Annotated in this window: 27 protein-coding genes; 22 read left to right on the top strand and 5 right to left on the bottom strand. The window is 64.9% G+C overall.

Annotated features, from left to right (window positions below):
- Positions 1-13: 13 nt before the first annotated feature.
- The 7 genes from nusA to rbfA all read left to right on the top strand — a co-directional run bounded on the left by nusA (position 14) and on the right by rbfA (position 6348).
- The gene (gene nusA, locus ACUCV3_RS12970; RefSeq protein ID WP_048937887.1) at positions 14-1588 is read left to right on the top strand and encodes a transcription termination factor NusA; all 1575 of its coding nucleotides are present in this window, start codon (positions 14-16) and stop codon (positions 1586-1588) included.
- A gap of 6 nt (positions 1589-1594) precedes the next feature.
- Entirely contained in the window at positions 1595-1828 is a 234-nt protein-coding gene (locus ACUCV3_RS12965; protein WP_017499897.1) for a tautomerase family protein, read from the top strand.
- Positions 1829-1891: 63 nt separating this feature from the next.
- Positions 1892-2605, top strand: a complete 714-nt coding sequence (locus ACUCV3_RS12960) for a DUF448 domain-containing protein (RefSeq protein ID WP_010337417.1) — start codon at positions 1892-1894, stop codon at positions 2603-2605.
- 9 nt (positions 2606-2614) lie between these two features.
- The gene (infB, locus tag ACUCV3_RS12955) at positions 2615-5242 is read left to right on the top strand and encodes a translation initiation factor IF-2 (protein WP_107917572.1); all 2628 of its coding nucleotides are present in this window, start codon (positions 2615-2617) and stop codon (positions 5240-5242) included.
- Between the two features lie 79 nt (positions 5243-5321).
- Complete coding sequence (locus ACUCV3_RS12950) at positions 5322-5573, top strand: type II toxin-antitoxin system RelE family toxin (RefSeq protein WP_048939456.1); 252 nt, start codon at positions 5322-5324, stop codon at positions 5571-5573.
- Positions 5570-5944 carry a helix-turn-helix domain-containing protein gene (locus ACUCV3_RS12945; protein WP_048939455.1) on the top strand — a complete coding sequence of 125 codons (375 nt, stop codon included), beginning with the start codon at positions 5570-5572 and terminating at the stop codon, positions 5942-5944. The genes ACUCV3_RS12950 and ACUCV3_RS12945 overlap by 4 nt, the downstream gene beginning before the upstream one ends.
- Before the next feature lie 2 nt (positions 5945-5946).
- Positions 5947-6348, top strand: coding sequence for a 30S ribosome-binding factor RbfA (gene rbfA / locus ACUCV3_RS12940; protein ID WP_048939454.1), 402 nt, complete (start codon positions 5947-5949; stop codon positions 6346-6348).
- 35 nt (positions 6349-6383) lie between these two features.
- Here the strand turns inward: rbfA and ACUCV3_RS12935 are convergent, their stop codons facing one another.
- Positions 6384-6671, bottom strand: a complete 288-nt coding sequence (locus ACUCV3_RS12935) for a hypothetical protein (protein ID WP_048939453.1) — start codon at positions 6669-6671, stop codon at positions 6384-6386.
- A 135-nt stretch (positions 6672-6806) separates the two neighbouring features.
- Here ACUCV3_RS12935 and ACUCV3_RS12930 point away from each other — a divergent pair, with 135 nt between their 5' ends.
- The 3 genes from ACUCV3_RS12930 to ACUCV3_RS12920 are packed head-to-tail and all read left to right on the top strand — an operon-like array spanning position 6807 to position 8839.
- Positions 6807-7703, top strand: a complete 897-nt coding sequence (locus ACUCV3_RS12930; RefSeq protein ID WP_048939452.1) for an alpha/beta hydrolase family protein — start codon at positions 6807-6809, stop codon at positions 7701-7703.
- A 9-nt stretch (positions 7704-7712) separates the two neighbouring features.
- Entirely contained in the window at positions 7713-8291 is a 579-nt protein-coding gene (locus tag ACUCV3_RS12925) for a thymidine kinase (protein WP_048939451.1), read from the top strand.
- Between the two features lie 5 nt (positions 8292-8296).
- Entirely contained in the window at positions 8297-8839 is a 543-nt protein-coding gene (locus ACUCV3_RS12920; RefSeq protein WP_048939459.1) for a GNAT family N-acetyltransferase, read from the top strand.
- Between the two features lie 3 nt (positions 8840-8842).
- Here the strand turns inward: ACUCV3_RS12920 and ACUCV3_RS12915 are convergent, their stop codons facing one another.
- The gene (locus tag ACUCV3_RS12915) at positions 8843-9538 is read right to left on the bottom strand and encodes an HAD family hydrolase (protein WP_048939450.1); all 696 of its coding nucleotides are present in this window, start codon (positions 9536-9538) and stop codon (positions 8843-8845) included.
- A 163-nt stretch (positions 9539-9701) separates the two neighbouring features.
- On the opposite strand from ACUCV3_RS12915, the gene truB reads away from it, so the two are divergent.
- The 11 genes from truB to ACUCV3_RS12860 all read left to right on the top strand — a co-directional run bounded on the left by truB (position 9702) and on the right by ACUCV3_RS12860 (position 21571).
- Positions 9702-10610 (top strand): tRNA pseudouridine(55) synthase TruB, encoded by a 909-nt coding sequence (gene truB, locus ACUCV3_RS12910; RefSeq protein WP_048939449.1) that lies wholly within the window; start codon positions 9702-9704, stop codon positions 10608-10610.
- Between the two features lie 17 nt (positions 10611-10627).
- Complete coding sequence (gene rpsO / locus ACUCV3_RS12905) at positions 10628-10897, top strand: 30S ribosomal protein S15 (protein WP_010337408.1); 270 nt, start codon at positions 10628-10630, stop codon at positions 10895-10897.
- 202 nt (positions 10898-11099) lie between these two features.
- The gene (pnp, locus tag ACUCV3_RS12900; protein WP_004211287.1) at positions 11100-13415 is read left to right on the top strand and encodes a polyribonucleotide nucleotidyltransferase; all 2316 of its coding nucleotides are present in this window, start codon (positions 11100-11102) and stop codon (positions 13413-13415) included.
- A 146-nt stretch (positions 13416-13561) separates the two neighbouring features.
- Positions 13562-14581, top strand: coding sequence for a sensor histidine kinase (locus ACUCV3_RS12895; RefSeq protein WP_048939458.1), 1020 nt, complete (start codon positions 13562-13564; stop codon positions 14579-14581).
- 67 nt (positions 14582-14648) lie between these two features.
- Complete coding sequence (locus tag ACUCV3_RS12890; protein ID WP_037492082.1) at positions 14649-15437, top strand: outer membrane protein assembly factor BamD; 789 nt, start codon at positions 14649-14651, stop codon at positions 15435-15437.
- 52 nt (positions 15438-15489) lie between these two features.
- A complete protein-coding gene (gene recN / locus ACUCV3_RS12885) occupies positions 15490-17151 on the top strand; it encodes a DNA repair protein RecN (protein WP_048939448.1) in 1662 nt (553 codons plus the stop codon).
- A 141-nt stretch (positions 17152-17292) separates the two neighbouring features.
- On the top strand, positions 17293-17667 hold the full coding sequence (locus ACUCV3_RS12880; protein WP_037511323.1) for a putative quinol monooxygenase: 375 nt from the start codon (positions 17293-17295) through the stop codon (positions 17665-17667).
- A gap of 66 nt (positions 17668-17733) precedes the next feature.
- Complete coding sequence (locus ACUCV3_RS12875; RefSeq protein WP_048939447.1) at positions 17734-17925, top strand: hypothetical protein; 192 nt, start codon at positions 17734-17736, stop codon at positions 17923-17925.
- A complete protein-coding gene (gene ligA / locus ACUCV3_RS12870; RefSeq protein ID WP_048939446.1) occupies positions 17922-20033 on the top strand; it encodes an NAD-dependent DNA ligase LigA in 2112 nt (703 codons plus the stop codon). The genes ACUCV3_RS12875 and ligA overlap by 4 nt, the downstream gene beginning before the upstream one ends.
- A 114-nt stretch (positions 20034-20147) precedes the next feature.
- Complete coding sequence (locus ACUCV3_RS12865) at positions 20148-20465, top strand: hypothetical protein (protein WP_004211293.1); 318 nt, start codon at positions 20148-20150, stop codon at positions 20463-20465.
- 77 nt (positions 20466-20542) lie between these two features.
- A complete protein-coding gene (locus tag ACUCV3_RS12860; RefSeq protein ID WP_048939445.1) occupies positions 20543-21571 on the top strand; it encodes an acyltransferase family protein in 1029 nt (342 codons plus the stop codon).
- Here the strand turns inward: ACUCV3_RS12860 and ACUCV3_RS12855 are convergent.
- The gene (locus ACUCV3_RS12855; protein WP_048939444.1) at positions 21568-21960 is read right to left on the bottom strand and encodes a winged helix-turn-helix transcriptional regulator; all 393 of its coding nucleotides are present in this window, start codon (positions 21958-21960) and stop codon (positions 21568-21570) included. The genes ACUCV3_RS12860 and ACUCV3_RS12855 overlap by 4 nt on opposite strands.
- A 110-nt stretch (positions 21961-22070) precedes the next feature.
- Here ACUCV3_RS12855 and ACUCV3_RS12850 point away from each other — a divergent pair, with 110 nt between their 5' ends.
- Complete coding sequence (locus tag ACUCV3_RS12850; protein ID WP_048939443.1) at positions 22071-22682, top strand: NAD(P)-dependent oxidoreductase; 612 nt, start codon at positions 22071-22073, stop codon at positions 22680-22682.
- Positions 22683-22826: 144 nt separating this feature from the next.
- Here ACUCV3_RS12850 and yghU read toward each other — a convergent pair whose 3' ends face one another.
- Positions 22827-23696, bottom strand: coding sequence for a glutathione-dependent disulfide-bond oxidoreductase (gene yghU, locus ACUCV3_RS12845; protein ID WP_048939442.1), 870 nt, complete (start codon positions 23694-23696; stop codon positions 22827-22829).
- A 115-nt stretch (positions 23697-23811) separates the two neighbouring features.
- Positions 23812-24249, bottom strand: a complete 438-nt coding sequence (locus ACUCV3_RS12840) for a universal stress protein (protein ID WP_048939441.1) — start codon at positions 24247-24249, stop codon at positions 23812-23814.
- Positions 24250-24521: the final 272 nt, after the last annotated feature.

The raw sequence follows: 24521 nt of genomic DNA, 5'->3' as shown, positions 1-24521 counted from the left end.
GGGTTTTATCGTCATGGCCAACGCCATTTCCGCCAATAAGGCCGAGCTGATCGCGATCGCCAACAGCGTCGCCAGCGAGAAGATGATCGACAAGGCGATCGTCATCGAGGCGATGGAAGATGCGATCCAGCGCGCCGCCCGTGCCCGTTACGGCGCCGAGAATGACATCCGTGCCAAGCTGGACCCGGACAGCGGCGACCTGCGCCTGTGGCGCGTCGTCGAGGTCGTCGAGGTGGTCGAGGATTATTTCAAGCAGGTGGACCTCAAGCAGGCCGCCAAGCTGAAGAAGGACGCCGTGGTCGGCGACTTCATCGTCGATCCGCTGCCCGCGATCGATCTGGGCCGTATCGACGCCCAGTCGGCCAAGCAGGTGATCTTCCAGAAGGTCCGCGACGCCGAGCGCGAGCGCCAGTTCGACGAGTTCAAGGACCGCGTGGGTGAAATCATCACCGGCGTCGTCAAGTCGGTCGAATTCGGCCATGTCGTCGTCAATCTGGGCCGCGCCGAAGGCGTGATCCGCCGCGACCAGCAGATCCCGCGCGAAGTGGTTCGCGTCGGCGACCGCATCCGGTCGGTCGTGCTGAACGTGCGCCGCGAAAATCGCGGTCCGCAGATCTTCCTCAGCCGCGCGCACCCCGAATTCATGAAGAAGCTGTTCGCGCAGGAAGTGCCCGAAATCTATGATGGCGTCATCACCATCATGGCCGCCGCCCGCGATCCGGGCTCGCGCGCCAAGATCGGCGTCATCAGCCGTGACAGCAGCATCGATCCGGTCGGCGCCTGCGTCGGCATGAAGGGTAGCCGCGTCCAGGCCGTCGTGCAGGAAATGCAGGGCGAAAAGATCGACATCATCCCCTGGTCGGAAGATACCGCGACTTTCGTCGTCAACGCGCTGCAGCCGGCCCAGGTCGCCCGCGTCGTCATCGACGAGGAAGAAGAGCGCATCGAAGTCGTCGTTCCCGACGATCAGCTGTCGCTCGCCATCGGTCGCCGCGGCCAGAATGTCCGCCTCGCTAGCCAGCTGACCGGCAAGGCGATCGACATCATGACCGAGGCCGACGCCAGCGAGAAGCGCCAGAAGGAATTCGTCAGCCGTTCGGAAATGTTCCAGAACGAACTGGACGTCGACGAGACGCTGTCGCAGCTGCTGGTCGCCGAAGGCTTTGGCGAGCTGGAAGAAGTCGCCTATGTCAGCGTCGAGGAACTGGCCGGGATCGAAGGTTTCGACGAGGACCTGGCTGCCGAGCTGCAGAGCCGTGCGCAGGAAGCGCTCGACCGTCGCGAACAGGCCGCCCGTGAAGAGCGTCAGGCGCTGGGCGTCGAGGACGCGCTGGCCGACATGCCGCACCTCACCGAAGCGATGCTGGTCACGCTCGGCAAGGCCGGCGTCAAGACGCTCGACGATCTCGCCGATCTGGCCACCGATGAACTGGTGCAGAAGAAGCGCGTCGACCAGCGTCGTCGCAAGTCGGACAGCGGCAATGAGGACAAGGGCGGCATCCTGGCCGCCTATGGTCTGACCGATGAGCAGGGCAATGAGATCATCATGGCCGCCCGCGCCCACTGGTTCGAAGGCGAGGAAGCGTAAGCCAAGATGCCTTTCGTCGACATCCGCCTGGCCGGTAGCGCGACTCGCGAGCAGAAAGCCGCGATCGTTGCTGACGTCACCCAGTCGCTCGTGGAGCGGCTGGGAAAGCCGGCGGCTGCCGTCCAGATCGTGATCTCGGAAGTCTCGACCGAAAATTATGCGGCCGGCGGTCAGTTGATCGCCGACCGCGCAATTTCTCCAAACAGGGAGGACGCCAATGCTGCGGACACTCCCCGATGAGAGAATAAGCCTACTCGACAGCGTTGGTCTTGCCCTTTTGTCCGTTTTGGCGGAGGGGCGCGCATGACCGAACGCAAATGCATATTGAGCGGCGACCGCGCCGATCCCGAAACGCTGATCCGCCTGGCCATCGGCCCTGAAGGGCAGGTGATGCCCGACGTCCGCGCCAAGGCGCCGGGCCGGGGCGCCTGGATCGGCGTGTCGCGGGCCGAACTGGAAACGGCGCTGGCCAAGGGCAAGCTCAAGGGGGCGCTCGCCCGCGCCTTCAAGGAAGGCGCTCTTGAAATTCCCGACAATCTTCCCGATCTGGTGGAGGCCGGGCTGCGGCAGGATCTGCTCAGCCGCCTGGGGCTGGAGGCTCGCGCCTCCATGCTGCTGACCGGATCGGAAAAGATCGACGTCGCATGCCGCAAGGGCATGGTGAAAATGCTGCTCCATGCCGCCGATGCGGGCACGGACGGCAATCGAAAACTGGACCAGGCCTTGCGCGTGGGACAGGAAGCGGAAGGCACGGATCTTGCGGGCATCGTCTTGCCTGTGGACCGGCACGCCCTATCTATGGCAATGGGGCGCGACAATGTCGTCCATATCGCGGTGACCGACTCGCGGGCGACAGTGCGCCTGCGTGCGGCTCTGGGCCGCTTGGAAAGCTATCTGGGATGCGCTACCGGGGCGCCGGTGCATGGGGAGCAGGACTCCGCCGATGCGCAGGCGCATGAGGCTGCATGGAATGATGCGTCGGCGGCTGCGCCGGCTGATGATGATGTGAAGGGTTAAACATAGTCGATGAGTGACAGCAACGAAGACAAGCCGGTTCTGGGCCGCAAGCCGCTGGGGATCAAGCGCACGGTCGAGTCCGGTCAGGTGCAGCAGCAGTTCAGCCATGGCCGCAAGAACACGGTCGTGGTTGAGGTGAAGCGGCGCCGCGTCCCCATGGGCAAGCCGGGTGAAAGCACCGGCGCTGCGCCCGCTGCTGCGCCCCAGGCTGATCCGACGCCGGCCGCGCCCGCAGCGCCGGCCGCACCCCGTCCCGCCGCGCCTGCGCCGCAGCAGCGCGCGCCGCAACCCGCCCCCGTGCGCCAGGCGCCGCCGCAGAGCCTGATGTCGCGTCAGGAACTGCAGGCCAAGCTGCTGCGCGAGGCCGAGGAAGCCCGCATGGCCGCGCTGGAAGATGCGCGCCGCCGTGAGGATGCCGCGCGCCTTGCCGCGAGCGAAGAAGAAAAGCGCCGCGCCGAGGAAAATCGCCAGGCTGCCGAAAATGCCGAGGTCGAGGCCGCCAAGGCTGCCGAAGCCGCCGAGCAGGCCAAGGCTGCCGAAGCCGCCAAGCCGGCTGCGCCGGTCGAGGCCCCGGCCGCGCCGGCTGCTGCAGCCGAGCCTGCCGCTGCTGCCCCGGCTGCGCCCGCCGCACCGGCCACCACCAGCTCGACCATGCCGCCGCCGCGCCGCTTCACCCCGGTCGCGCCGGTCAAACGCCCCGAACCGGCGAAGCCCGATCGTGCCAAGCGCAACGATGACAATCGCCGCCAGTCCGGCAAGCTGACCGTCACCCGCGCGCTTGCGGACGACGACAGCGCCCGTGCCCGCAGCCTCGCCGCGCTCAAGCGCGCTCGCGAGAAGGAACGTCGTGCCCATTATTCGGGCGGCAGCCAGCCGCGCGAGAAGCAGAGCCGCGACGTCGTGGTGCCCGAAAGCATCACCGTGCAGGAACTGGCCAACCGTATGGCCGAAAAGGGCGCGGACCTGGTCAAGGCCCTGTTCAAGATGGGCACCGCCGTCACGCTCAACCAGCCGATCGATCAGGATACGGCGGAGCTGCTGGTCGAGGAATTCGGCCACCGCATCCAGCGCGTGTCGGATGCCGACGTCGAAATCGGCATGGAAGGCGAGGCTGACGCACCCGAAACGCTCAAGCCGCGTGCCCCGGTCGTGACCATCATGGGCCATGTCGACCATGGCAAGACCTCGCTGCTCGACGCGCTGCGCGGCACCGACGTGGTGGCCGGCGAAAGCGGCGGCATCACCCAGCATATCGGCGCCTATCAGGTGAAGACGAAGAGCGGTGACCTCATCACCTTCCTCGATACGCCGGGTCACGAAGCCTTCTCGGAAATGCGTGCCCGTGGCGCGAACGTCACCGACATCGTCATCCTCGTGGTGGCGGCCGATGACGGCCTGATGCCGCAGACGATCGAAGCCATCAACCACACCAAGGCTGCTGGCGTGCCGATGATCGTCGCGATCAACAAGTGCGATAAGCCCGACGCCAACCCGCAGAAGGTGCGTGAGCGCCTGCTGAGCGAGGAAATCGTGGTCGAGGACATGGGCGGTGACGTCCAGGACGTGGAAGTGTCGGCGCTCAAGAAGACCGGCCTTGACGAACTGATCACCAAGATCCTGCTCCAGGCCGAGGTCATGGAACTGACCGCCAACCCCGATCGCGACGCCGAAGGCAATGTGATCGAGGCACAGCTCGACAAGGGCCGTGGTGCGGTTGCGACCGTGCTGGTCCGCAAGGGCACGCTGAAGATCGGCGACACCTTCGTCATCGGTTCGGAAAGCGGCAAGGTCCGCGCGATGATCAACGACAAGGGCCAGCAGGTTAAGGTCGCTGGTCCCTCGACCCCGGTCGAGGTTCTGGGTCTGTCGGGCGTGCCGATGGCCGGTGACCAGCTCACCGTCGTCGAGAATGAAGCCCGCGCCCGCGAAGTCGCTGCCTATCGTCAGGAACAGGCGACCAAGAAGCGCACCACGGCTGCCCCGACCAGCTTCGAGCATATGTTCTCGGCGCTGAACACCAAGGTCATCGAATATCCGGTGGTGGTGAAGGGCGACGTGCAGGGTTCGGTCGAAGCGATCGTGTCCTCGCTCAACCGCATCTCGACCGACGAGATCAAGGTTCGCATCCTGCATTCGGGCGTCGGTGCGATCACCGAGAGCGACGTCACGCTGGCCGCTGCCAGCCGCGCGCCGCTGATCGGCTTCAACGTCCGTCCCAATGCCAAGGCCCGTCAGCTCGCCGAGCGCGAGAAGATCAGCCTGCGCTACTATGACGTGATCTACGACCTGCTTGAGGAAGTTCGCGGCGAAATGGCTGGCCAGCTCGCCCCCGAACGGATCGAGACGATCGTCGGCCGCGCCGAGGTGCTGCAGGTCTTCCCGGCCGGCAAGAAGGACAAGGCCGCTGGTCTGCTCGTCCTCGACGGCATCATCCGCAAGGGTCTGGCCGCGCGCCTCACCCGCGACGATGTCATCGTATCGCGCACCAACATCGCGTCGCTGCGTCGCTTCAAGGACGATGTCTCCGAAGTCCGCGCCGGCATGGAGTGTGGTGCGGTCCTGCAGGACACCAACGACATCAAGCCGGGCGATACGCTCGAACTGTTCGAAGTCGAAGAGCGCGCACGCACGCTGTGAGTTACAGAAGGCCGGTCGAGGAATTTAGCTGTGAGCTAAATTTCTTGACCGGCCTTTGCCGTGCCTATAATTTGCGGATGTGGATATCCGCTTCTCGAAGACGGCGATGAGAGCGCTGCTGCGATCGAACAAGCGAACGCTTATTCGGCAGAAGATTGACGAGTTGGCGAACGATCCCGCATCGCTGGAAGCCAATGTGAAGCGTCTTCAGGGGCGCCCGGAATATCGCTTGCGGGTTCAGGACTGGCGCGTGATTTTCCGTTTTGATCAGGATATTCTGTGGATTGACGATATAGCGCCGCGCGGATCGGCTTATGAGGTGAACCCATGACCGTTCAGATTGTCGAGATCGCGGGCCAGAAGATCGCGATGCTGCCGATTGAGGATTATCAGCGGCTTGTCGAGATCGCGGAGGATAAGGCTGACATGATAGCAGCTGCAGAGGCTGAGGCGCGCCGCGATGAGGGCGAGGAATATCTTCCCGCGAAAGTGGTCGATGGAATGATGGCCGGGGAAAGCCCTTTACGCGCATGGCGAAAACATCGGGGCTTAACGCTGAAAGTTTTGGCGGAACGGGTGGGCTCGACGCATGCCCATCTCAGTAATGTAGAACGCAATAAGAGAAGCGCGAATGTGGAACTCTGGCGCAAGCTGGCCATGGAGTTGAATGTTTCGCTCGACGATATGTTTTTTAAGGTCTGACTATGGCTCAACAACAATCCGAAGGCCCCTCTGTCCGCCTGCTGCGCGTCGGCGAACAGGTGCGCCATGTCCTTTCCGACATTCTCCAGCGCGGCGACGTGCATGACGATGTGCTGAGCCAGCATGTGGTCAGCGTCACCGAAGTGCGCATGTCGCCCGACCTGCGCCACGCCACCGTCTTCATCAAGTCGCTGCTCGGCAAGGATGAGGAAGCGGTGCTCAAGGCGCTGCGCACCAACACCGCCTATCTCCAGCGCGAAGTCGCGCACCGCATCCGCCTCAAATATGCGGCGAAGCTCAAATTCCTGTCGGACGAGAGCTTCGACGAGGGCAGCCATATCGACAAGCTGCTCCGCGACCCCAAGGTTGCCCGCGACCTGGAGCAGGATGAGAGCGAAGATTGAAAGGCTGGCCCCCGGAGCGCTGTTCCGGGGGAGGGCTACGCCATGGCTGCGATGGAATTTTGAGAGCGTAAACGCGCGATCGCCTCGTCGGGCGTTTTACCTGTAGCAATCCAGGCTGGATGAGCCTGCCAAAACGCAGCTGCCTCCAGGTCATTGCCGCTGGGACCGTGGCTCATGATCCAGCCTATCCGCGAAGCCTCCTCGTAGGAGCGATCGCCCTCCGCCAGTGCAAGCCATGCCCCGCCACTATAGGCACCGCTATATCGGTCCTGCACGAGGACGATGGGATCGAGACAGGCTTCACGGGCTTGCGCGGTCGCCATGTGTTTGCTCCAGCAATTGTGTGGCGCGTCTTGCCATATCTTGTCCGGTCGCGGAATGTTTCCAGCGTCGACGCGACGGTGCGGCAGCGCTAACAGCGTCTTTCCCGGAACCGGAAGATCAAGAGGGGCAGACGCATGAAGATGAGCGGGATAATCAGTATGGCCGCCTTGGCATTGGCTACGCCCGCCATCGCCCGCGAACCCGCCACCCATCCCGCCGTCATCACCGATCCCGCGCCCGACGCCGCCAATCCCGCGCGGATGGACGCGTTCGTCCTTCCCTCGGGCGAGGGGGCGATGAATGCGGTCATGTATGTCGCGGCGGGCAGCGGCGTGCATCCGACCCTGCTGCTGCTGCACGGTTTTCCGGGCAATGAGCAGAATCTGGATCTGGCTCAGGCCGCGCGCCGCGCCGGCTGGAATGTTCTAACCCTCCATTATCGCGGATCGTGGGGCAGCCCCGGCATCTTTTCCTTCACCAACGCGGCGGAGGATGCGTTCAACGCGCTGCTGTTCCTGGAGGAAGCCTCGACCGTCGCCAAATATCGTATCGACACCAGCGCGATCGTGGTCGCCGGCCACAGCATGGGCGGCTTCATGGCGGCGGAGGCGGCGGCCGCAGAACCGCGCGTCGCCGGGCTGTTCCTGATCGATCCCTGGGATCCGGCCCAGACCGTTGCCGCGCTCGCCACGCCACAGGGGGAGGCCGGCTGGAAAGCGGAGGTGGCGGGCGACCTGCCGCCGCTGTCGGGCGCCAGCTATGAAAGCCTGACCGCCGAGATCAAGGGCGATGCGCAGAAGTTCGACCTTGGCCGCAAGCTGGTCGGCTATGGCCGCCGGCCGCTGACCATCATCGGCGCGGACCGGGGGATTGGCGCGATGGCGCGCAAGGTCGGGGCGGACGCCCAGTCGGCCAATCCCAATACCCGCCTGATGGTCTGGCCGACCGATCACAGCTTCTCCGACAAGCGGATCGCGCTCGCCGACGCGCTGGTGCGTTTCCTGGCTGGCGTTGCGCCCACGCTGCGCTAAAGCGCGGCCATGGCGAAGCTCTATTTCTATTATAGCTCGATGAATGCGGGCAAATCGACGACCCTGCTGCAGTCGAGCTTCAACTATCAGGAACGCGGCATGGCGACGATGCTGTGGACCGCGGCTGTCGACGATCGCTTCGGCCATGGCCGGATCGCCTCGCGCATCGGGCTGGAGGCGCAGGCGCATCTGTTCGAGCCGGGCGTCGACATGCTCGCCGCCATCGCCGCCCAGCATGACACGACACCACTGTCCTGTGTGCTGGTGGACGAGGCGCAGTTCCTGACCCGCGATCAGGTCTGGCAACTCGCCGCGGTCAGCGACAGCCTGGGCATTCCCGTCCTCTGCTATGGCCTGCGCACCGATTTCCAGGGGGAATTGTTCGAGGGCAGCGCCCATTTGCTCGGCCTCGCCGATGCGCTGACCGAGATCAAGACGGTGTGCGATTGCGGCCGCAAGGCGACGATGAACCTGCGTGTCGATGCGTCGGGACGCGCGATCCGCCAGGGCGCCCAGACCGAGATTGGCGGCAATGACCGTTATGTGGCGCTGTGCCGTCGCCATTTCGTCGAGCAGATGCGCGGATGAGCCGGATGGACGATCTGCTGGCGCCGATCGACGCGCCCGGCCTTCATCTGGAGCAGTTGGCCGACCATCATCGCGAGGCGTTGCGCGGGATTTGTCCGGTCGACGATCCGGTATGGGAGATTTATCCCGTGCGCTTTGCTGGACCGGATTTCGATGCCGCCTTCGACGCGACGCTGACCAGCGCAGACCGCAATGCCTTCCTGATCTTGGCGGATGGCCAGCCGGTCGGCATGTCAGGCTACCTCAATGTCCATCCCGCCGACAATGCGCTGGAAATCGGCCTCACCTATATGACGCCGGCCACCCGCGGCACCGGTCTCAATAGCCGGATCAAGCCCTTGCTGATCGGCCGGGCGCTGGCCTGCGGTTTCCATCGCATCGAACTTCGGGTCGACGCCCGCAACATACGCTCGCAAAGGGCGGTGGAGAAGCTGGGCGCCGTGCGCGAGGGCATATTGCGCAAGCAGCGCATCACCTGGACCGGCCATGTCCGCGACACGGTGATCTATTCGATCCTCGCCGACGAATGGGCCGCGCGCGCCGCCTGAACTTCAGTTGATGCCGGCAATCCAGTCAGGCAGTTCGCCCAGCCGTTCCAACTGGGTATAGCGGGCCGCGCCGATCGGCGGCTGTGCCCGCTCATGCGACCAGGCGCCCTCCTGCGGGATGAACGCGGCCCAGGCGCCGGCCTCCAGCGCCGGCAATATGTCCGACCGCATCGAATCGCCGGCCATCACCGCCTGTTCGGGGGCGATGCCATGGCGGGCGAACAGGGTGCGGAAAGTGTCGACCTTCTTGTCGCTGACGATCTCGATCCCGGAAAACAGGTCGCCCAGGCCCGATGCTGCCAGCTTGCTTTCCTGGTGCAGCAGGTCGCCCTTGGTCACCAGCACCAGCGGGCCTATGTCCGCCAGCCGCTCCAGCGTCTCCTCCACCCCGTCGAACAGCTCGACCGGATGGGCCAGCAGCACGCGGCCCGCCGCCAATATGTCCTGGATCATCGCGGTCGACAGCTGATCGCCGGCCAGTTCCACCGCCGCCTCGATCATCGATAGGGTGAAGCCCTTGGCGCCATAGCCATAGAGCGGCAGGTTGCGGATCTCGCAGGCGATCAGCCGCTCGCGCGTCACATCGACATCGGCAAAGGGCTGCAACATGTCGGTCAGCGCGTCCTGGGTCGCGTTGAAATGGCGCATATTGTGCCACAGCGTATCGTCGGCATCGAGGCAGATGAGCTTGATCGTCATGGGGCCGGAATAGCCGAGCGCGGGGCAGGGGGAAATGGCTGATCGGCAAGGCGTTTCATCCTTCCTTCCATTGGCCTCCGTTTCTCGACAGGCGCGAAACGAACGGACGTAAGGATGCGATAAGGGCTGACAGGGCAGGGCGGGCGCTATAGAGCGCGCCGCCATGCACGGCTGGATCATCCTCGACAAACCCCATGGCCTTGGCTCGACCCAGGCGGTCAGCGCAGTGAAGCGCGCGCTGCGGACCCAGCGCGAGGTGCTGGGCGGGACGGAGAAATGGAAGGTCGGCCATGGCGGCACGCTCGATCCGCTGGCGACCGGCGTGCTGCCGATCGCGATCGGCGAGGCGACCAAGCTGGCCGGCCGGATGCTCGACAGCGACAAGATCTATGATTTCACCATCGCCTTCGGCGCACAGACCGACACGCTCGATCTGGAGGGGAAGGTCATCGCGGAAAGCGAGGTGCGCCCGACGCTGACGCAGCTGGAAGCCATCCTGCCGCGCTTCACCGGCCCGATCGAGCAGGCGCCGCCCGCCTATAGCGCGATCCTGATCGACGGACAGCGCGCCTATGACCTCGCCCGCAAGGGGGAGGAAGTGGAGATGAAGACGCGATCGGTGACGATCCATGCGCTGGCGATCGCGGGGCAGGAACAGGAAGAGGGCGCACTCGCCTCCGTCACCCTGCGTGCCCATGTCTCCAAGGGCACCTATATCCGCTCCCTTGCCCGCGACATCGCGCTGGCGCTCGGCACGGTCGGCCATGTCACCATGTTGCGGCGGATCAAGGCCGGGCCCTTCACCCTGGAAACCGCGATTTCGCTGGACAAACTGGACGAAGCTGCTAGGGGCGGCGACATCGGCGAGCTTATGCTCCCGTTGACGGCAGGGCTGGACGATATCCCGGCTCTTGCAGTCTCTCCCGATGAAGCATTGGCACTCCGACAGGGGAAGATGCTCATGGGGAAACCGCACACCGGTCTCCTGCTGGCGATGTTGGGCGATACGCCCGTCGCGCTGGTGGAGTCCAGTGGCCCGGAGATCCGGGTGGTGCGCGGCTTCAATCTCTAGATACGAAAGGAAGCCCGATGTCGATCACTGCAGAGCGCAAGGAAGCGCTGATCAAGGAACATGCCCGCGTCGAAGGCGACACCGGTTCGCCGGAAGTCCAGGTTGCGATCCTGTCGGAGCGCATCTCGAACCTGACCGAGCATTTCAAGGGTCACCACAAGGATAACCACAGCCGTCGCGGCCTGCTGATGCTGGTCAACAAGCGTCGTTCGCTGCTGGACTATCTGAAGAAGAAGGATGCGGCTCGCTACACCGACCTCATCACCAAGCTGGGCCTGCGTAAGTAAGCCTGCTAATAAGGGACGGCCCCATTCGGGGCCGTTTCCGATTCTAACGGACGTCCTTTTGGGGATGTCATTCGGGACGGGCGCAATCCGGCGCCCCGTTTCGTTTCAGGGGCCACACGATGCTCCACAACCGCCGCGGACCGGTTTCGTCCGCATATGAGGCCCCGCCCGGCAATAGGGCCAGGTGGGCAAAGGAACATATATGTTCGATGTAAAGAAAGTTTCGATCGAGCTGGCCGGCAAGACGCTGACCCTCGAAACCGGCCGGATCGCGCGTCAGGCCGACGCCGCCGTGCTGGCAACCTATGGCGAAACCGTGGTGCTGTGCGCCGTGACCGCCGCCAAGTCGGTGAAGGACGGCCAGGACTTCTTCCCGCTGACCGTTCACTATCAGGAAAAATATTCGGCCGCCGGCCGCATTCCGGGTGGTTTCTTCAAGCGTGAGCGTGGCGCCACCGAGAAGGAAACCCTGGTTTCGCGCCTGATCGACCGTCCGATCCGCCCGCTCTTCCCCGAAGGCTTCTACAACGAAATCAACGTCATTGCCCAGGTGATGTCGTTCGATGGCGAGAGCGAGCCCGACATCGTCGCGATGATCGCTGCTTCCGCTGCCCTGACCCTGTCGGGCGTGCCCTTCATGGGTCCGATCGGCGCTGCCCGCGTCGGTTACAAGGATGGCGAATATCAGCTGAACCCGTCGCTGGACGAAGTGAAGACCGGCGAACTCGACCTGGTCGTCGCTGCCACCAGCAACGCCGTGATGATGGTCGAATCCGAAGCCAAGGAACTGTCGGAAGACGTCATGCTCGGCGCCGTCCTGTTCGCCCATGAAGCGAGCAAGAAGGTCGTCGACGCGATCATCCAGCTGGCCGAAAAGGCCGCCAAGGATCCGTGGGAAATGGCCAAGGGCGACGATCTCGGCGCGCTGAAGACCAAGCTCAAGGATCTGATCGGTGGCGACATCGCCGCCGCCTACAAGCTGACCGACAAGTCGGCCCGCTCGAACGCCCTGAACGAAGCCCGCGCCAAGGCGAAGGCGATGTTCACGGAAGACGGCCTCGACGCCCAGACCGTGATGGCCGGCATCAAGCTGACCAAGAAGCTGGAAGCCGAGATCGTCCGTGGCGCCATCCTGAAGGACGGCCAGCGCATCGACGGCCGCACCACCACCCAGATCCGTCCGATCGAGGCGATGGTCGGCTTCCTGCCGCGCACCCATGGTTCGGCCCTGTTCACCCGTGGCGAGACGCAGGCGATCTGCACCACCACGCTGGGCACCAAGGACGCCGAGCAGATGATCGACGGCCTCACTGGCCTGCACTATGAAAACTTCATGCTGCACTACAACTTCCCGCCCTATTCGGTCGGTGAAGTGGGCCGCTTCGGTGCGCCGGGTCGTCGTGAAGTCGGCCATGGCAAGCTCGCCTGGCGTGCGCTGCACCCGGTGCTGCCGACCAAGGACGAATTCCCCTACACCATCCGCGTTCTCTCGGACATCACCGAGTCGAACGGTTCCTCGTCGATGGCCACCGTCTGCGGTGGTTCGCTCTCGATGATGGATGCGGGCGTTCCGCTGAAGCGTCCGGTGTCGGGCATCGCCATGGGCCTGATCCTGGAAGGCAGCGACTTCGCCGTCATCTCGGACATCCTGGGCGACGAAGATCACCTTGGCGACATGGACTTCAAGGTCGCTGGCACCGAAGCCGGCATCACCACCATGCAGATGGACATCAAGGTTGCCGGCATCACGCAGGAAATCTTCGAGACCGCCCTGCGCCAGGCCAAGGAAGGTCGCGCCCACATCCTGGGTGAGATGAACAAGGCCCTGTCCTCGACCCGCACCGAACTGTCGGCGCACGCCCCGCGCATCGAGACGATCCAGATCGACAAGTCGAAGATCCGTGACGTCATCGGCACCGGCGGCAAGGTCATCCGCGAGATCGTCGCCGAAACCGGCGCCAAGGTCGACATCGACGACGAAGGCATCATCAAGATTTCGTCGTCCGACACCGCCCAGATCGAAGCTGCCAAGAAGTGGATTCTCGGCATCGTCGAGGAAGCGGAAGTCGGCAAGATCTACACCGGCAAGGTCGTCAACATCGTCGACTTCGGTGCGTTCGTGAACTTCATGGGTGGCAAGGACGGCCTCGTCCACGTCAGCGAAATGAAGAACGAGCGCGTCGAAAAGCCGACCGACGTCGTGTCGGAAGGCCAGGAAGTGAAGGTCAAGGTTCTCGAGATCGATCCGCGCGGCAAGGTTCGCCTGTCGATGCGCGTCGTCGACCAGGAAACCGGCGAGGAACTGGAAGATACCCGTCCGGCCCGCGAACCGCGTGAACCGCGCGGCGACCGTGGTGATCGCGGCGATCGTGGTCGCGGCCCGCGCCGTGACGGCGGCGACCGTGGCGGTCGTGGTGGCGATCGTGGCCCGCGCCGCGACCGTGGCCCGCGCAGCGAAGGCAAGGGCGACGATGACGGCTCCAACGCCGGTCTGCCCGACTTCCTGACCCAGGACTGATCGGCAGCATCATCGCTGACAGGAAAAGGGGGCGTCCGGCTTGGCCGGGCGCCCTTTTTCGTGACGAATCCCGTCAGGGCTGATTTCGATCAAGGCGCGGGGGGCGACATCTGATACGGTCGCGTCACGGTTCCGGGGGAATGTCCATGCAACGCAGCAATGAGCGGTTTGTCGAGCGCCTGCCGCTCGTGCTTCCAAGACCGGTCTATGGCTATGCGCTGAGCCTGTTGCTCTGCCTGCTCGCCTGGCTGGTGCGGGTTGCAGCGGAAACGCTGCTGCCGGTCGGCTATCCCTTCGTCACCTTCTTCCCGGCGGTCATCCTCTCCTCCTTCCTGTTCGGGGTGCGGCCGGGCATCTTCGCCGCCATCATCGGCGGGCTGCTGTCCTGGTATTGCTTCATCCCGCCCTTCTATGCGCTGGCCTTCAACCCCGGCGTCGCGATGGCGCTGATCTTCTACACGATGGTCGTGGCCGTCGACATATTGCTCATCCACTTCATGCAGCGCGCCAATTTCAACCTGGCGGTGGAGCGGGAGCGCAGCCGCGCCCTGGCCGAGAATCGCGAATTATTGTTCCGCGAACTCCAGCACCGCGTGTCGAACAATCTTCAGGTGGTGGCCGCCATGCTCTCGCTCCAGCGGCGCCAGATCGACAATGATGTCGCCCGTCGCGCGCTGGACGATGCCGCCGCCCGCCTCGCCCTGATTGGCAAGATCAGCCGCGCCCTCTATGATCCCTCGGGGCAGGGGCAGGAACTGCGCGCCTTCATGGTCATGCTCTGCGCCGATATCGTCGATGCGTCCGGCCGCACCGATATTGATTGCACCATCTGCGCGCCCGATGGCCTGTCGCTCGAACCCGATGTCATCGTGCCGCTGGCGCTGATCGTGGCGGAATCGGTCAGCAACGCGATCGAACATGGCCTGCCCGATCGCGCCGGCCGCGTCGCGGTGACGCTGGAACAGCAGACGGGCGGCGCGCTCCAACTGCGCATCGTCGACGACGGGCGCGGCCTGCCGGACGGGACCATGCCCGACGGACCGACCAGCATCGGCCTGCGCATTGCCGTCGCGCTGGCGCAGCAGCTTGGCGGCCGCTTCCGGCTGGAACCTGCGCCGGATGGCGGCGCCATGGCTTGCCTCGACCTGCCGCAACAGACGCGCTGACACGGCTTAACGTTCTGCAACATTCTGGCGCTTGGCGACGGCGATCCGCTCGGCTATGACCCGGCGCATGCTGACGAAAACCCTGACGCGCATCGGCGCGGCCACCACTCTGGTCCTGATCGCCTCGCCTGTGCTGACCGGCTGCTCCACATCGAAGAACAAGGCCGACACCCTCTACGTCGCCCGCGACGTGTCGACCCTCTACAACAGCGGCAAGGCCCGCCTCGATCGCGGCCAGTACAAGCTCGCCGCCGCACTGTTCGATGAGGTCGAGCGCCAGCATCCCTATTCGCCCTGGGCGCGCCGTGCGCAGCTCATGTCGGCGTTCAGCTATTATATGAACCGCGACTATCCGGAATCGATCGCGGCCTCGCAGCGCTTCCTGTCGATCCACACCGGCAACAAGGACGCGCCCTACGCTTATTATCTGATCGCGCTGTGCTATTATGAGCAGATTGCCGACGTCACCCGCGACCAGAAGATCACGCAGCAGGCGATGGATGCGCTGGGCGAACTGATCCGCCGCTATCCCGACACCCGCTATGCCGCCGACGCCCGTCTGAAGGTCGACCTGGTCAATGACCACCTCGCCGGCAAGGAAATGGAGCTGGGCCGCTTCTACCAGCGCCGGGGCCAGTGGCTCGCCGCCACGCTGCGCTTCCGCACCGTGATCGACAAGTTCCAGACCACCACCCACACGCCCGAAGCGCTGGAGCGTCTGGTCGAATCCTATCTCTCGCTCGGCATCCCGGCCGAAGCGCAGAAGGCCGCCGCCGTGCTGGGCCGCAACTATCCCGGCACCAAATGGTATGAGCGCAGCTACAAGCTGATGCAGCAGCATCCGGTCAAGAGCTGAGGCGCACGCTTTATTTGTTCCCCTTTTGTGCGATGGCAGGTAGACAGGCGCCATGCTGACCTCGCTTGCCATCCGCAATGTCGTGCTGATCGAGGCGCTGGACCTGGAGTTCGGCGCCGGCCTGTCCGTCCTCACCGGTGAAACCGGCGCGGGCAAGTCGATCCTGCTCGATTCGCTGGGGCTGGCATTGGGCGCCCGCGCCGACAGCGGCCTTGTCCGGGCAGGGGAGGCGCAGGCCAGCGTCACCGCCAGCTTCGATCCGCCGCCCGCCGGACATCGCGCCGCGCTGCTGCTGGCCGACAATGGCATCGAGATCGAAGCCGGTGAACCGCTGCTGATCCGCCGCACGGTGAAGGCCGATGGCGGCAGCCGCGCCTTCATCAACGACCAGGCCTGTTCTGCCGCGCTGCTGCGCGACCTGGGCGGCGCGCTGGTCGAGATCCACGGCCAGCATGACGATCGCGGCCTGCTCAACGCCCGCGGCCACCGCGCCCTGCTCGACACCTATGGCCGCTGCGAGGCGGAGGCGGTCGCCACCGCTTACACCGCTTGGCGCGCCGCCGCCGCCGATCTGGCGCAGGCGCGCGACACCGTCGCCAATGCCGCGCGCGATCGCGACTATCTCGACCATGCCGTCGCCGAACTGTCGAAATTCGCGCCCGAAGCCGGCGAGGAAGCGACTTTGGCGGAGGAGCGCGCGACCATGCAGAAGGGCGCGCGCCTGTCCGATGACCTGTCCGCCGTCACCGATTGCCTGACCGGCTCCGACGGTGGCCTTGCCCAGTTGCGGCAGGCCGCCCGCCGGCTCGACCGGATCGCGGGCGAATATGAACCGCTCTCCGCCGTGCTGGAGGCGCTGGACCGCGCCGTGATCGAAGCGGGCGAGGCGGAGGACAAGCTGGCCGAGGCGGCCGAGGCGCTGAGCTTCGACCCCGCCCGGCTGGACGCGATCGAGACCCGGCTGTTCGACCTGCGCGGCCTGGCCCGCAAGCATCAGGTCGCGCCCGACGATCTCGCCGCGCTGCGCGACGAGATGGCCGCCCGCCTCGCCGCGATCGAGGGTGGGGAGGAGCATATCGCCGCGCTCGAAGCCGATGTCGCGCAAAAGGCCGCAACCTATCGCGCCGCTGCCCAGGCGCTGTCGGCCGAACGCCAACTCGCCGCAGGCCGGCTCGATGCGGCGGTCGCGGGCGAACTGGCGCCGCTGAAGCTCGACGCCGCCCGCTTCCGCACCGTCGTAGCCCCGCTCGAAGAAGGGCAATGGAGCGGCGCCGGCATGGACCGGGTCGAGTTCGAGATTTCGACCAATCCCGGTGCCCCCTTCGCGCCGCTCGCCAAGATCGCCTCGGGCGGGGAACTGTCCCGCTTCATCCTCGCGCTCAAGGTTGCGCTGGCGGAGCGGGGCGGGGCCGACACGCTGATCTTCGACGAGATTGACCGGGGCGTCGGCGGCGCGGTGGCCGATGCGATCGGCGAGCGCCTGTCGCGCCTGGCACAGAGCAACCAGATCCTGGTCGTCACCCACAGCCCGCAGGTCGCGGCGCGCGGCGCCGGCCATATGCTGATCGCGAAATCGAGCGACGGCACGGTGACGCGCACCGGCGTCCATGCGCTGAGCGATGGCGAACGCCGCGAGGAAATCGCCCGCATGCTCTCCGGCGCGGAAATCACCGCTGAAGCCCGCGCACAGGCGGAACGGCTGCTGGAAGCTTGAGGCTTGCCAATTCGCGCGTTTCACATACCGTTCGGGCTGAGCGAAGTCGAAGCCTTCACCTGAGCGAAGCGAAGGCGCCTCGCTCCGCTCGGCGCGTCCTTCGACTTCGCTCAGGACGAACGGAGGGGATAGGATAGCCGCATGACCCATAATCGCAGAGACATGCTCGGCCTCACCGCCGCGACGCTGGCCGCAACGGCCATCCCCGCCGCTGCGCAGGAGGCAAAGCCGCGCTACGGCCTGATCGGCCAGATGCTCAGCACGCCGGGCAAGCGCGACGAACTGGTCGGTTATCTCAAGGATGCGATCGGCGCGATGCCCGGCTGCCTCTCCTATGTCGTCGCGCTCGACACCGCCAATCCCGATGCGCTCTGGATCACCGAGGTCTGGGACAGCCGCGAAAGCCACGCCGCCTCGCTGAAACTCCCCGCCGTCCGCGCTGCCATCGCCAAGGCGCGCCCGATCATCGCCGGCTTTCCCCAGCATTTCGAGACGGTGCCGGTGGCAGGAATCTGAATTCTGATATCATAGTTTCAACCGGGTGCCCGCCTTTGCAGGGCGCTCTCGACGAGGGCGTAGCGCATGCCACTTACGTTGGCGCAATTCCTATTTTCGATCCCTGTTACGCTGGGTGTGTTGTTTCTGCCGTTTTTCGTTGGAGGAATGTTGAAGAACCGTTCTTTGAAGCCACTTTTGATAGCTTATGTGATCGTCAGCGCGCTATTGGTGGCTTTTTTCTCTATCCTCGCCTTGTTTGAGCATCTGAATAAATGACTGATCCTACGCAAATTACCGAAGCCGAAGCCGCCAACCGCCTGATGCGCCTTGCCAGGGAGGTGGCGAAGCATAACCGCCTCTATCATGACCAGGACGCGCCGGAGATCAGCGACGCGGACTATGACGCGCTGATCCGCGAGAATAACGCGCTCGAGGCGGCCTTCCCGCACCTGATCCGCGCCGACTCGCCCAACGCACAGGTCGGCGCTGCCGCCACCTCGGCACTGAAGAAGGTGCCGCACGCGGTCCGCATGATGAGCCTCGACAATGGCTTTGCCGACGAGGATATCGCCGAGTTCGCCGCGCGCGTCCGCCGCTTCCTGGCACTGGCCGAGGATGCGCCGGTGGCGATGACCGCCGAACCGAAGATCGATGGCCTGTCCTGTTCGCTGCGCTATGAGCAGGGCAAACTGGTGCTGGCCGCGACCCGCGGCGACGGCACCACGGGTGAGGATGTCACCGCCAATGTCCGCACCATCGCCGACATCCCTGAGCGCCTGACCGGCGAAGCCATCCCCGACCTGTTCGAGGTGCGGGGCGAGGTCTATATGGCCAAGGCGGATTTCGTCGCCCTCAACCAGCGGCTGCTGGACGAGGCGGAGGATGCCGACAAGGCGCGCCAGTTCGCCAATCCGCGCAACGCGGCCGCCGGATCGCTGCGCCAGAAGGACGCCAGCGTCACTGCCAGCCGTCCCTTACGTTTCCTCGCCCATGGCTGGGGCGCCCATAGCGCGCTGCCCGCCGACACCCAGTTGGGCGTGATGCAGGCGATTGCGAGTTGGGGTCTGCCCGTGTCCGACATGCTGGTCTGCGTCGATAGCATCGACGCGATCCTGGCCCATTATCGCGCGATCGAACGCGCCCGCGCCGACCTGCCCTTCGACATTGACGGCGTCGTTTACAAGGTCGACCGGCTCGACTGGCAGCAGCGGCTCGGCTTCGTGGCCAAGGCGCCGCGCTGGGCGATCGCCCATAAATTCCCGGCCGAACGCGCCCAGACCACGCTGGAGGCGATCGACATCCAGGTCGGCCGCACCGGCAAGCTGACCCCGGTCGGGCGCCTGACCCCGGTGACGGTCGGCGGCGTCGTCGTCTCCAACGTCACGCTCCACAATGCCGACGAGATCGAACGGCTGGGCGTGCGGCCGGGCGACCGCATCGTCGTCCAGCGCGCCGGCGACGTCATCCCGCAGGTGGTCGACAATCTGACCCGCGACGAAGTACGCGAACCCTTTCCCTTCCCCACTCACTGCCCGGTCTGCGGATCGGAAGCGGTGCGCGAGGAGGAGGAAGTCGATTATCGCTGCACCGGCGGCCTGATCTGCGCCGCCCAGCGGTTCGAGCGGCTGCGCCATTTCGTCAGCCGCGCCGCGCTCGATATCGAGGGGCTGGGCGAAAAGACGATCGAGGAATTTCTCGACCTTGGCTGGATCAAGGAGCCGGCCGACATCTTCCGCCTGCGCACCCATGCCGGTGAACTGCTGGGGCGTGAGGGCTGGAAGGAAAAGTCGGTCGACAATCTGCTCGCCGCGATCGAGGCGAAGCGCGCGCCCGATGCCGCCAAGCTGCTGTTCGGCCTTGGCATCCGCCATGTCGGCGCCGTGACCGCGCGCGACCTGCTCAAGCGCTACACCACGCTTCCAGCGCTCCGCACCCTGGCCGACGAGATCATTGCCCTGCGCGATCAGGCCTATGAGACGCCGGCGAAGAAGGACAAGGCGATCGCCGAACATATCGGGGTCGAGAATGTCGGCGCTGCCGTGGGCCATGCGCTCGCCGATTTCTTCCACGAACCCCATAATGTCGAGGCGTGGGACGATCTGCTGAGCGAAGTGTCGCCGCCCGATTATGTCGTCGAGACCACCGCCAGCGCCGTCACCGGCAAGATCGTCGTCTTCACCGGCAAGCTGGAGACGATGAGCCGCGACGAGGCCAAGGCGCAAGCAGAGCGCCTGGGTGCCAAGGCGGCGGGATCGGTCAGTGCCAAGACCGATCTGGTCGTCGCCGGTCCGGGTGCGGGATCGAAGCTCAAGCAGGCGACGGCACTCGGTATCGAGGTGATTAGCGAAGAAGCCTGGGCTGACATCGTCAGGGCGGCAGGCTAGAGCATTTTCGAAGCAGATGGTATCATCTGCTGGCTCGGAAAATGCGGAAAATAAAAGGAAAGTAGAGCATCATCCATTCAGAATGAATGGATGATGCTCTATAGGGCGATCATCATGTCAAACAGCAACAACAGTGGCACCGTCCTGGTCGACGGCGCGCATTATGATTGGGAAGTGCGGCGCGAACCGCAATGGAGCGATGCCGATGGCTGGCGCGGCATGACCGTCGCCCTGCAGCAGCAGGGGACGCAGCGCGGCGCGGTGCTGGAATTTCCGCCGCCCAAGCGCCTGCTCAAAGGACTGGCGCGCGGCCGGCTCCAGATCAACGATGCCATCGTCGCGCGCGGCGTGCGCGCGGCGCTGGCGGCCGGCTGGGAACCGGAATCGCGCGGTAAGCCGATGCAGTTCATGGTCGACGCCGACGGCAATTGATGCCGGCGCCCCGGCGCGGGCGCTATCGTTCACGCAAATTTACCCAATCTTATCGCGTGGGGGCGTAGGGCAGGGGGATGATGGGGCAGGGCAGGACGCGATTGCAGGAACTGGACGCGCTGCGTGGCATCGCGGCCTTTTCCGTGCTGCTCTTCCATTATTTCAACATCTACCCCAAGCTCTTCCCGCATGGGCATCGCCTGCCGCCCTTGTTCGAACATGGCGGCTATGGCGTGCTGCTCTTCTTTGCCATTTCCGGCTTCGTCATCGCCTTCTCGCTGGAAGGAACGCGCAGCGCCGCCGATTTCGCGGTCAAGCGCTTCGCCCGGCTTTTCCCGGTCTATTGGGCCGCGATGGCGCTCTCGATCGGCATCGTCCTGCTGCTCGGCGCCGGCCAGTTGCTGCCGCCCGCCTGGGTGATCCCGGTCAACATGACGATGCTGCAGGGCTATTTCTATCTGCCTGCGGTCGACGGCGTCTACTGGACGCTGGGCGTCGAACTCGCCTTCTATTGCTGCATGCTGGCGATCTGGATGGGGCGCGGCTTTGCCCGGCTCGAATGGCTGCTGCTCGGCTGGCTCGCGATCAAGGCCGCAATCGCCGGCTGGCACGCCATGCCCAGCCGCCTCGTCATGCTGCTGGTGCTCGACTATATCCCCTTTTTCATCATCGGCATGCTCTTCTACCGCATCTGGTCGGGGCATCGTCGCTGGGGGCAACAGGCGCCCTTCTTCGTGGCGGCGCTGGCGACGATCGCCTGGGCCGACCCGCGCGAATATCTGGTCGCCGCGCTGCTGGTGATGGCGATCTTCGCCGCGATGCTGCGCGGCTGGCTGCCCTTCCTGCGCCATCGGCTGCTGCTCTGGCTGGGGGCGATCAGCTACGCGCTCTACCTCATCCACCATAATGCCGGGCTGGCGATCATGAACCTGGTCGATCGCGCCGGCCTGTCGACCTGGATCGGCTTCCTGCTGGCAACCGCTGCTTCGCTGCTGCTGGCGAGCGCGCTCACCTATGGCGTGGAGCGTCCCGCCGCCCGCCGCATCAACCGCTGGTGGCGTGAACGCACCGCGTCACAGGGCCAGCGCGCCACCCAGGCCGGTTAGGCGGCCTCGACCTCGCGCGCGTCATGCGCCCGGCGCGCATCCATGATCGCGCCGACATGGCCCTCGGCCCAGCGGGTGATCTGGTCCAATATGCCGATCAGCCCCTGCGCCATCTCCGTCAGCCGATATTCCACCGTCACGGGCACCGTGGCATAAGCCGCGCGGCTAACCAGTCCGTCGCGCTCCAGGCTTTTCAATGTCTGGGACAGCATCTTCTGCGAGATCGCGCCGATCCGCCGGCGCAGATCGTTGAATCGCACCGGCCCGTCCTTCAACGTCAGCATCACCAGCACCGCCCATTTGTCGCCGATCCGGTCCAGCACATGGCGGGTCGGGCAATCGGGATCATAGGCGTCGCCAGTGCGGGGCAGGGGCGTGGGCGCAGTCATGGCAGGCGGTTTCCTCGGCGTAACCAGGTGATGGCAAAGTGCCTTCTTGCGACCATGATATCAGGATCGCTATCTGGTTTCCATTGGTAACTACCCATGGAGAATGGAACATGAAGATCGCGATCATCGGCGGCAGCGGCCGTGCGGGGCGGGAAATCAGCGCGGAGCTGGCCCGCCGCGGACATCAGGTGACGGCGATCTCGCGCCATCCCGAACAGGCTGTGCAGGATGCCGGCGTCACCGCCATCGCTGGCGACGTCAATGATGCCGCCGCGCTCAGCGCGCTGCTCGCCGGCCATGATGCGGTGGTCAGCGCCGTCATGTTCGCTGACACCGATCCGGCATCGCTGGTCGGCGCGGTGCGTGCGTCGGGCGTGGCCCGCTATCTGGTGGTCGGCGGCGCCGGCAGCCTGGAGGTCGCGCCGGGCGTCAAGCTGATCGACACGCCAGACTTTCCCGAAGCCTATAAGGCCGAAGCTGGTCGCGGCGGCGATTTCCTCGCCTATCTGCGCGGCGTGGACGATCTCGACTGGACCTTCCTCTCGCCCTCCGCCCTGTTCTTCGTCGGTGATCGCAAGGGGACATTCCGTCTCGGCACCGACCAGCTGCTGGTCGATGGCGAGGGCAATAGCAGCATTTCCTATGCCGACTATGCCATCGCGCTCGTGGACGAGATCGAGGCGCCCCGGCACGTCCGCCAGCGCTTCACCGTGGGCTATTGATGGAATTCCTCCCCAAGCTTGGCTTGGGGAGGGGGACCGCCACAGGCGGTGGAGGGGCCGGTGCGTGACCTTGCATCATGCCCCTCCGTCCGTGCTTCCCGTTTCTCGACAGGCTCGAAACGAACGGAAGCTATGGAATGGGTGTCAGGCCACCCCCTCCAGCTTGTCCTGCGTCTTCGTGGCAAAGTCGCCCGCGTCATGCCGCTCGTGCAACTGATCCTCCAGCGGCCCGTTGGTCTTGTTGACGATCCGCCCGCGCTTCACCGCCGGGCGCGCATCGATCTGCTTCGCCCAGCGCAGCACGTTCTTGTAGCTGCCCGCGTCCAGAAACTCCGACGCGCCATAGACCCGGTTCAGCAGCACGCCCGCATACCAGGGCCACACCGCGATATCGGCGATCGAATATTCGTCGCCCGCCAGATATTCGTTGTCCGCCAGATGCCGGTCCAGCACGTCCAGCTGCCGCTTCACTTCCATCGTGTAGCGGTTGATCGGATATTCGTATTTTTCCGGCGCATAGGCGAAAAAATGGCCAAAGCCGCCGCCCAGGATCGGCGCGCTGCCCATCTGCCAGAACAGCCAACTCAGCGCCGCGGTGCGCTTGGCCGGATCGGTCGGCAGGAACTTGCCGAACTTCTCGGCCAGATAGAGCAGGATCGCGCCGGATTCGAACACGCGCTGCGGCGGCGACACGCTATGGTCCATCAGCGCGGGGATCTTGCTGTTGGGATTGACGTCGACAAAGCCGCTGCCGAACTGGTCGCCATCGCCGATGCGGATCAGCCAGGCATCATATTCGGCCTGCGTGACGCCCGCCTCCAGCAATTCCTCCAGCAGGATCGTCACCTTCTGCCCATTGGGCGTGCCCAGCGAATAGAGCTGGAGCGGATGCGGGCCGACCGGCAATGGCTTGTCATGGGTGGCGCCGGCGATCGGCCGGTTGATATTGGCAAAGGCGCCGCCCTTATCCTTGTCCCAAATCCAGACGGCGGGCGGGGTATAGCTGTCGGTCATGCAGGCATCGCTCCGATAAGGGCCTGTTCCAATAAAGGCCTGGGATGCCCGGCAGGTAGGAACGGCGCCCGCCCGCCGCAACCGAGCGCCGCTCAACCCCTGTTGATTATTTCTGCTAACCCGCTGCCTGCGTCCGCACCACCAGCACGCTGACCGGCGACTGGTGGATGATCGCCGACGCATTGGACCCCAGCATCTTGGATGTGAGCGAGGGCTGGTGCGACCCGATCACCACCAGGTCGGCCTTCAGCCGCGCCGCCTCGCTCAGCACCTCGTCGCGCACCCGCCCGCGCCGGGTCAGGAAATGGGTGCGATCGGGCGCCAGCCCGGCCTCGCTCGCCCATGTCTTCATCGCCGCCAGCGCATCACGCTCCTCATTCTCGTCGAAACTGCCGTCCAGCAGTTCGGAATAGCGGGTCGGCAGATAATAGCGGACATAGAGCAGATGGACGACGCCCTGGTGCCCCGCCACATCGGCCGCGCCGGCAATGGCGGCACGGGCGAGGTCAGGGGCGTTGACATCGACGGCGGCGACGATCGTGGCATAGGACATGGCGCTCTCCTCTTATCGCTTATGCGCCGTCCAACCATCGACGCGCGTGCGGGATGCCCCAGCCATCAAAGATTCCCGACCCGACATGAATAAGGACATACCGCAATCGCCGGGCAATGGGAGAGAGGCAAACTCGACCATTCCCACCCGTCGCTGAGATGGCGGAGTGGGGTGGATTTGCGACAGTCAGCTTTTGGAGAGAGGAGCGACGATAGCTTACCTTGGACAGTAAAAATCAAGCGGCAACAATCGTCGATAGCGAGCTTGCGCCA

The organism is Sphingobium sp. VMM, from assembly GCF_056790315.1.
This window is presented reverse-complemented; position numbering and strand designations above follow the sequence as displayed.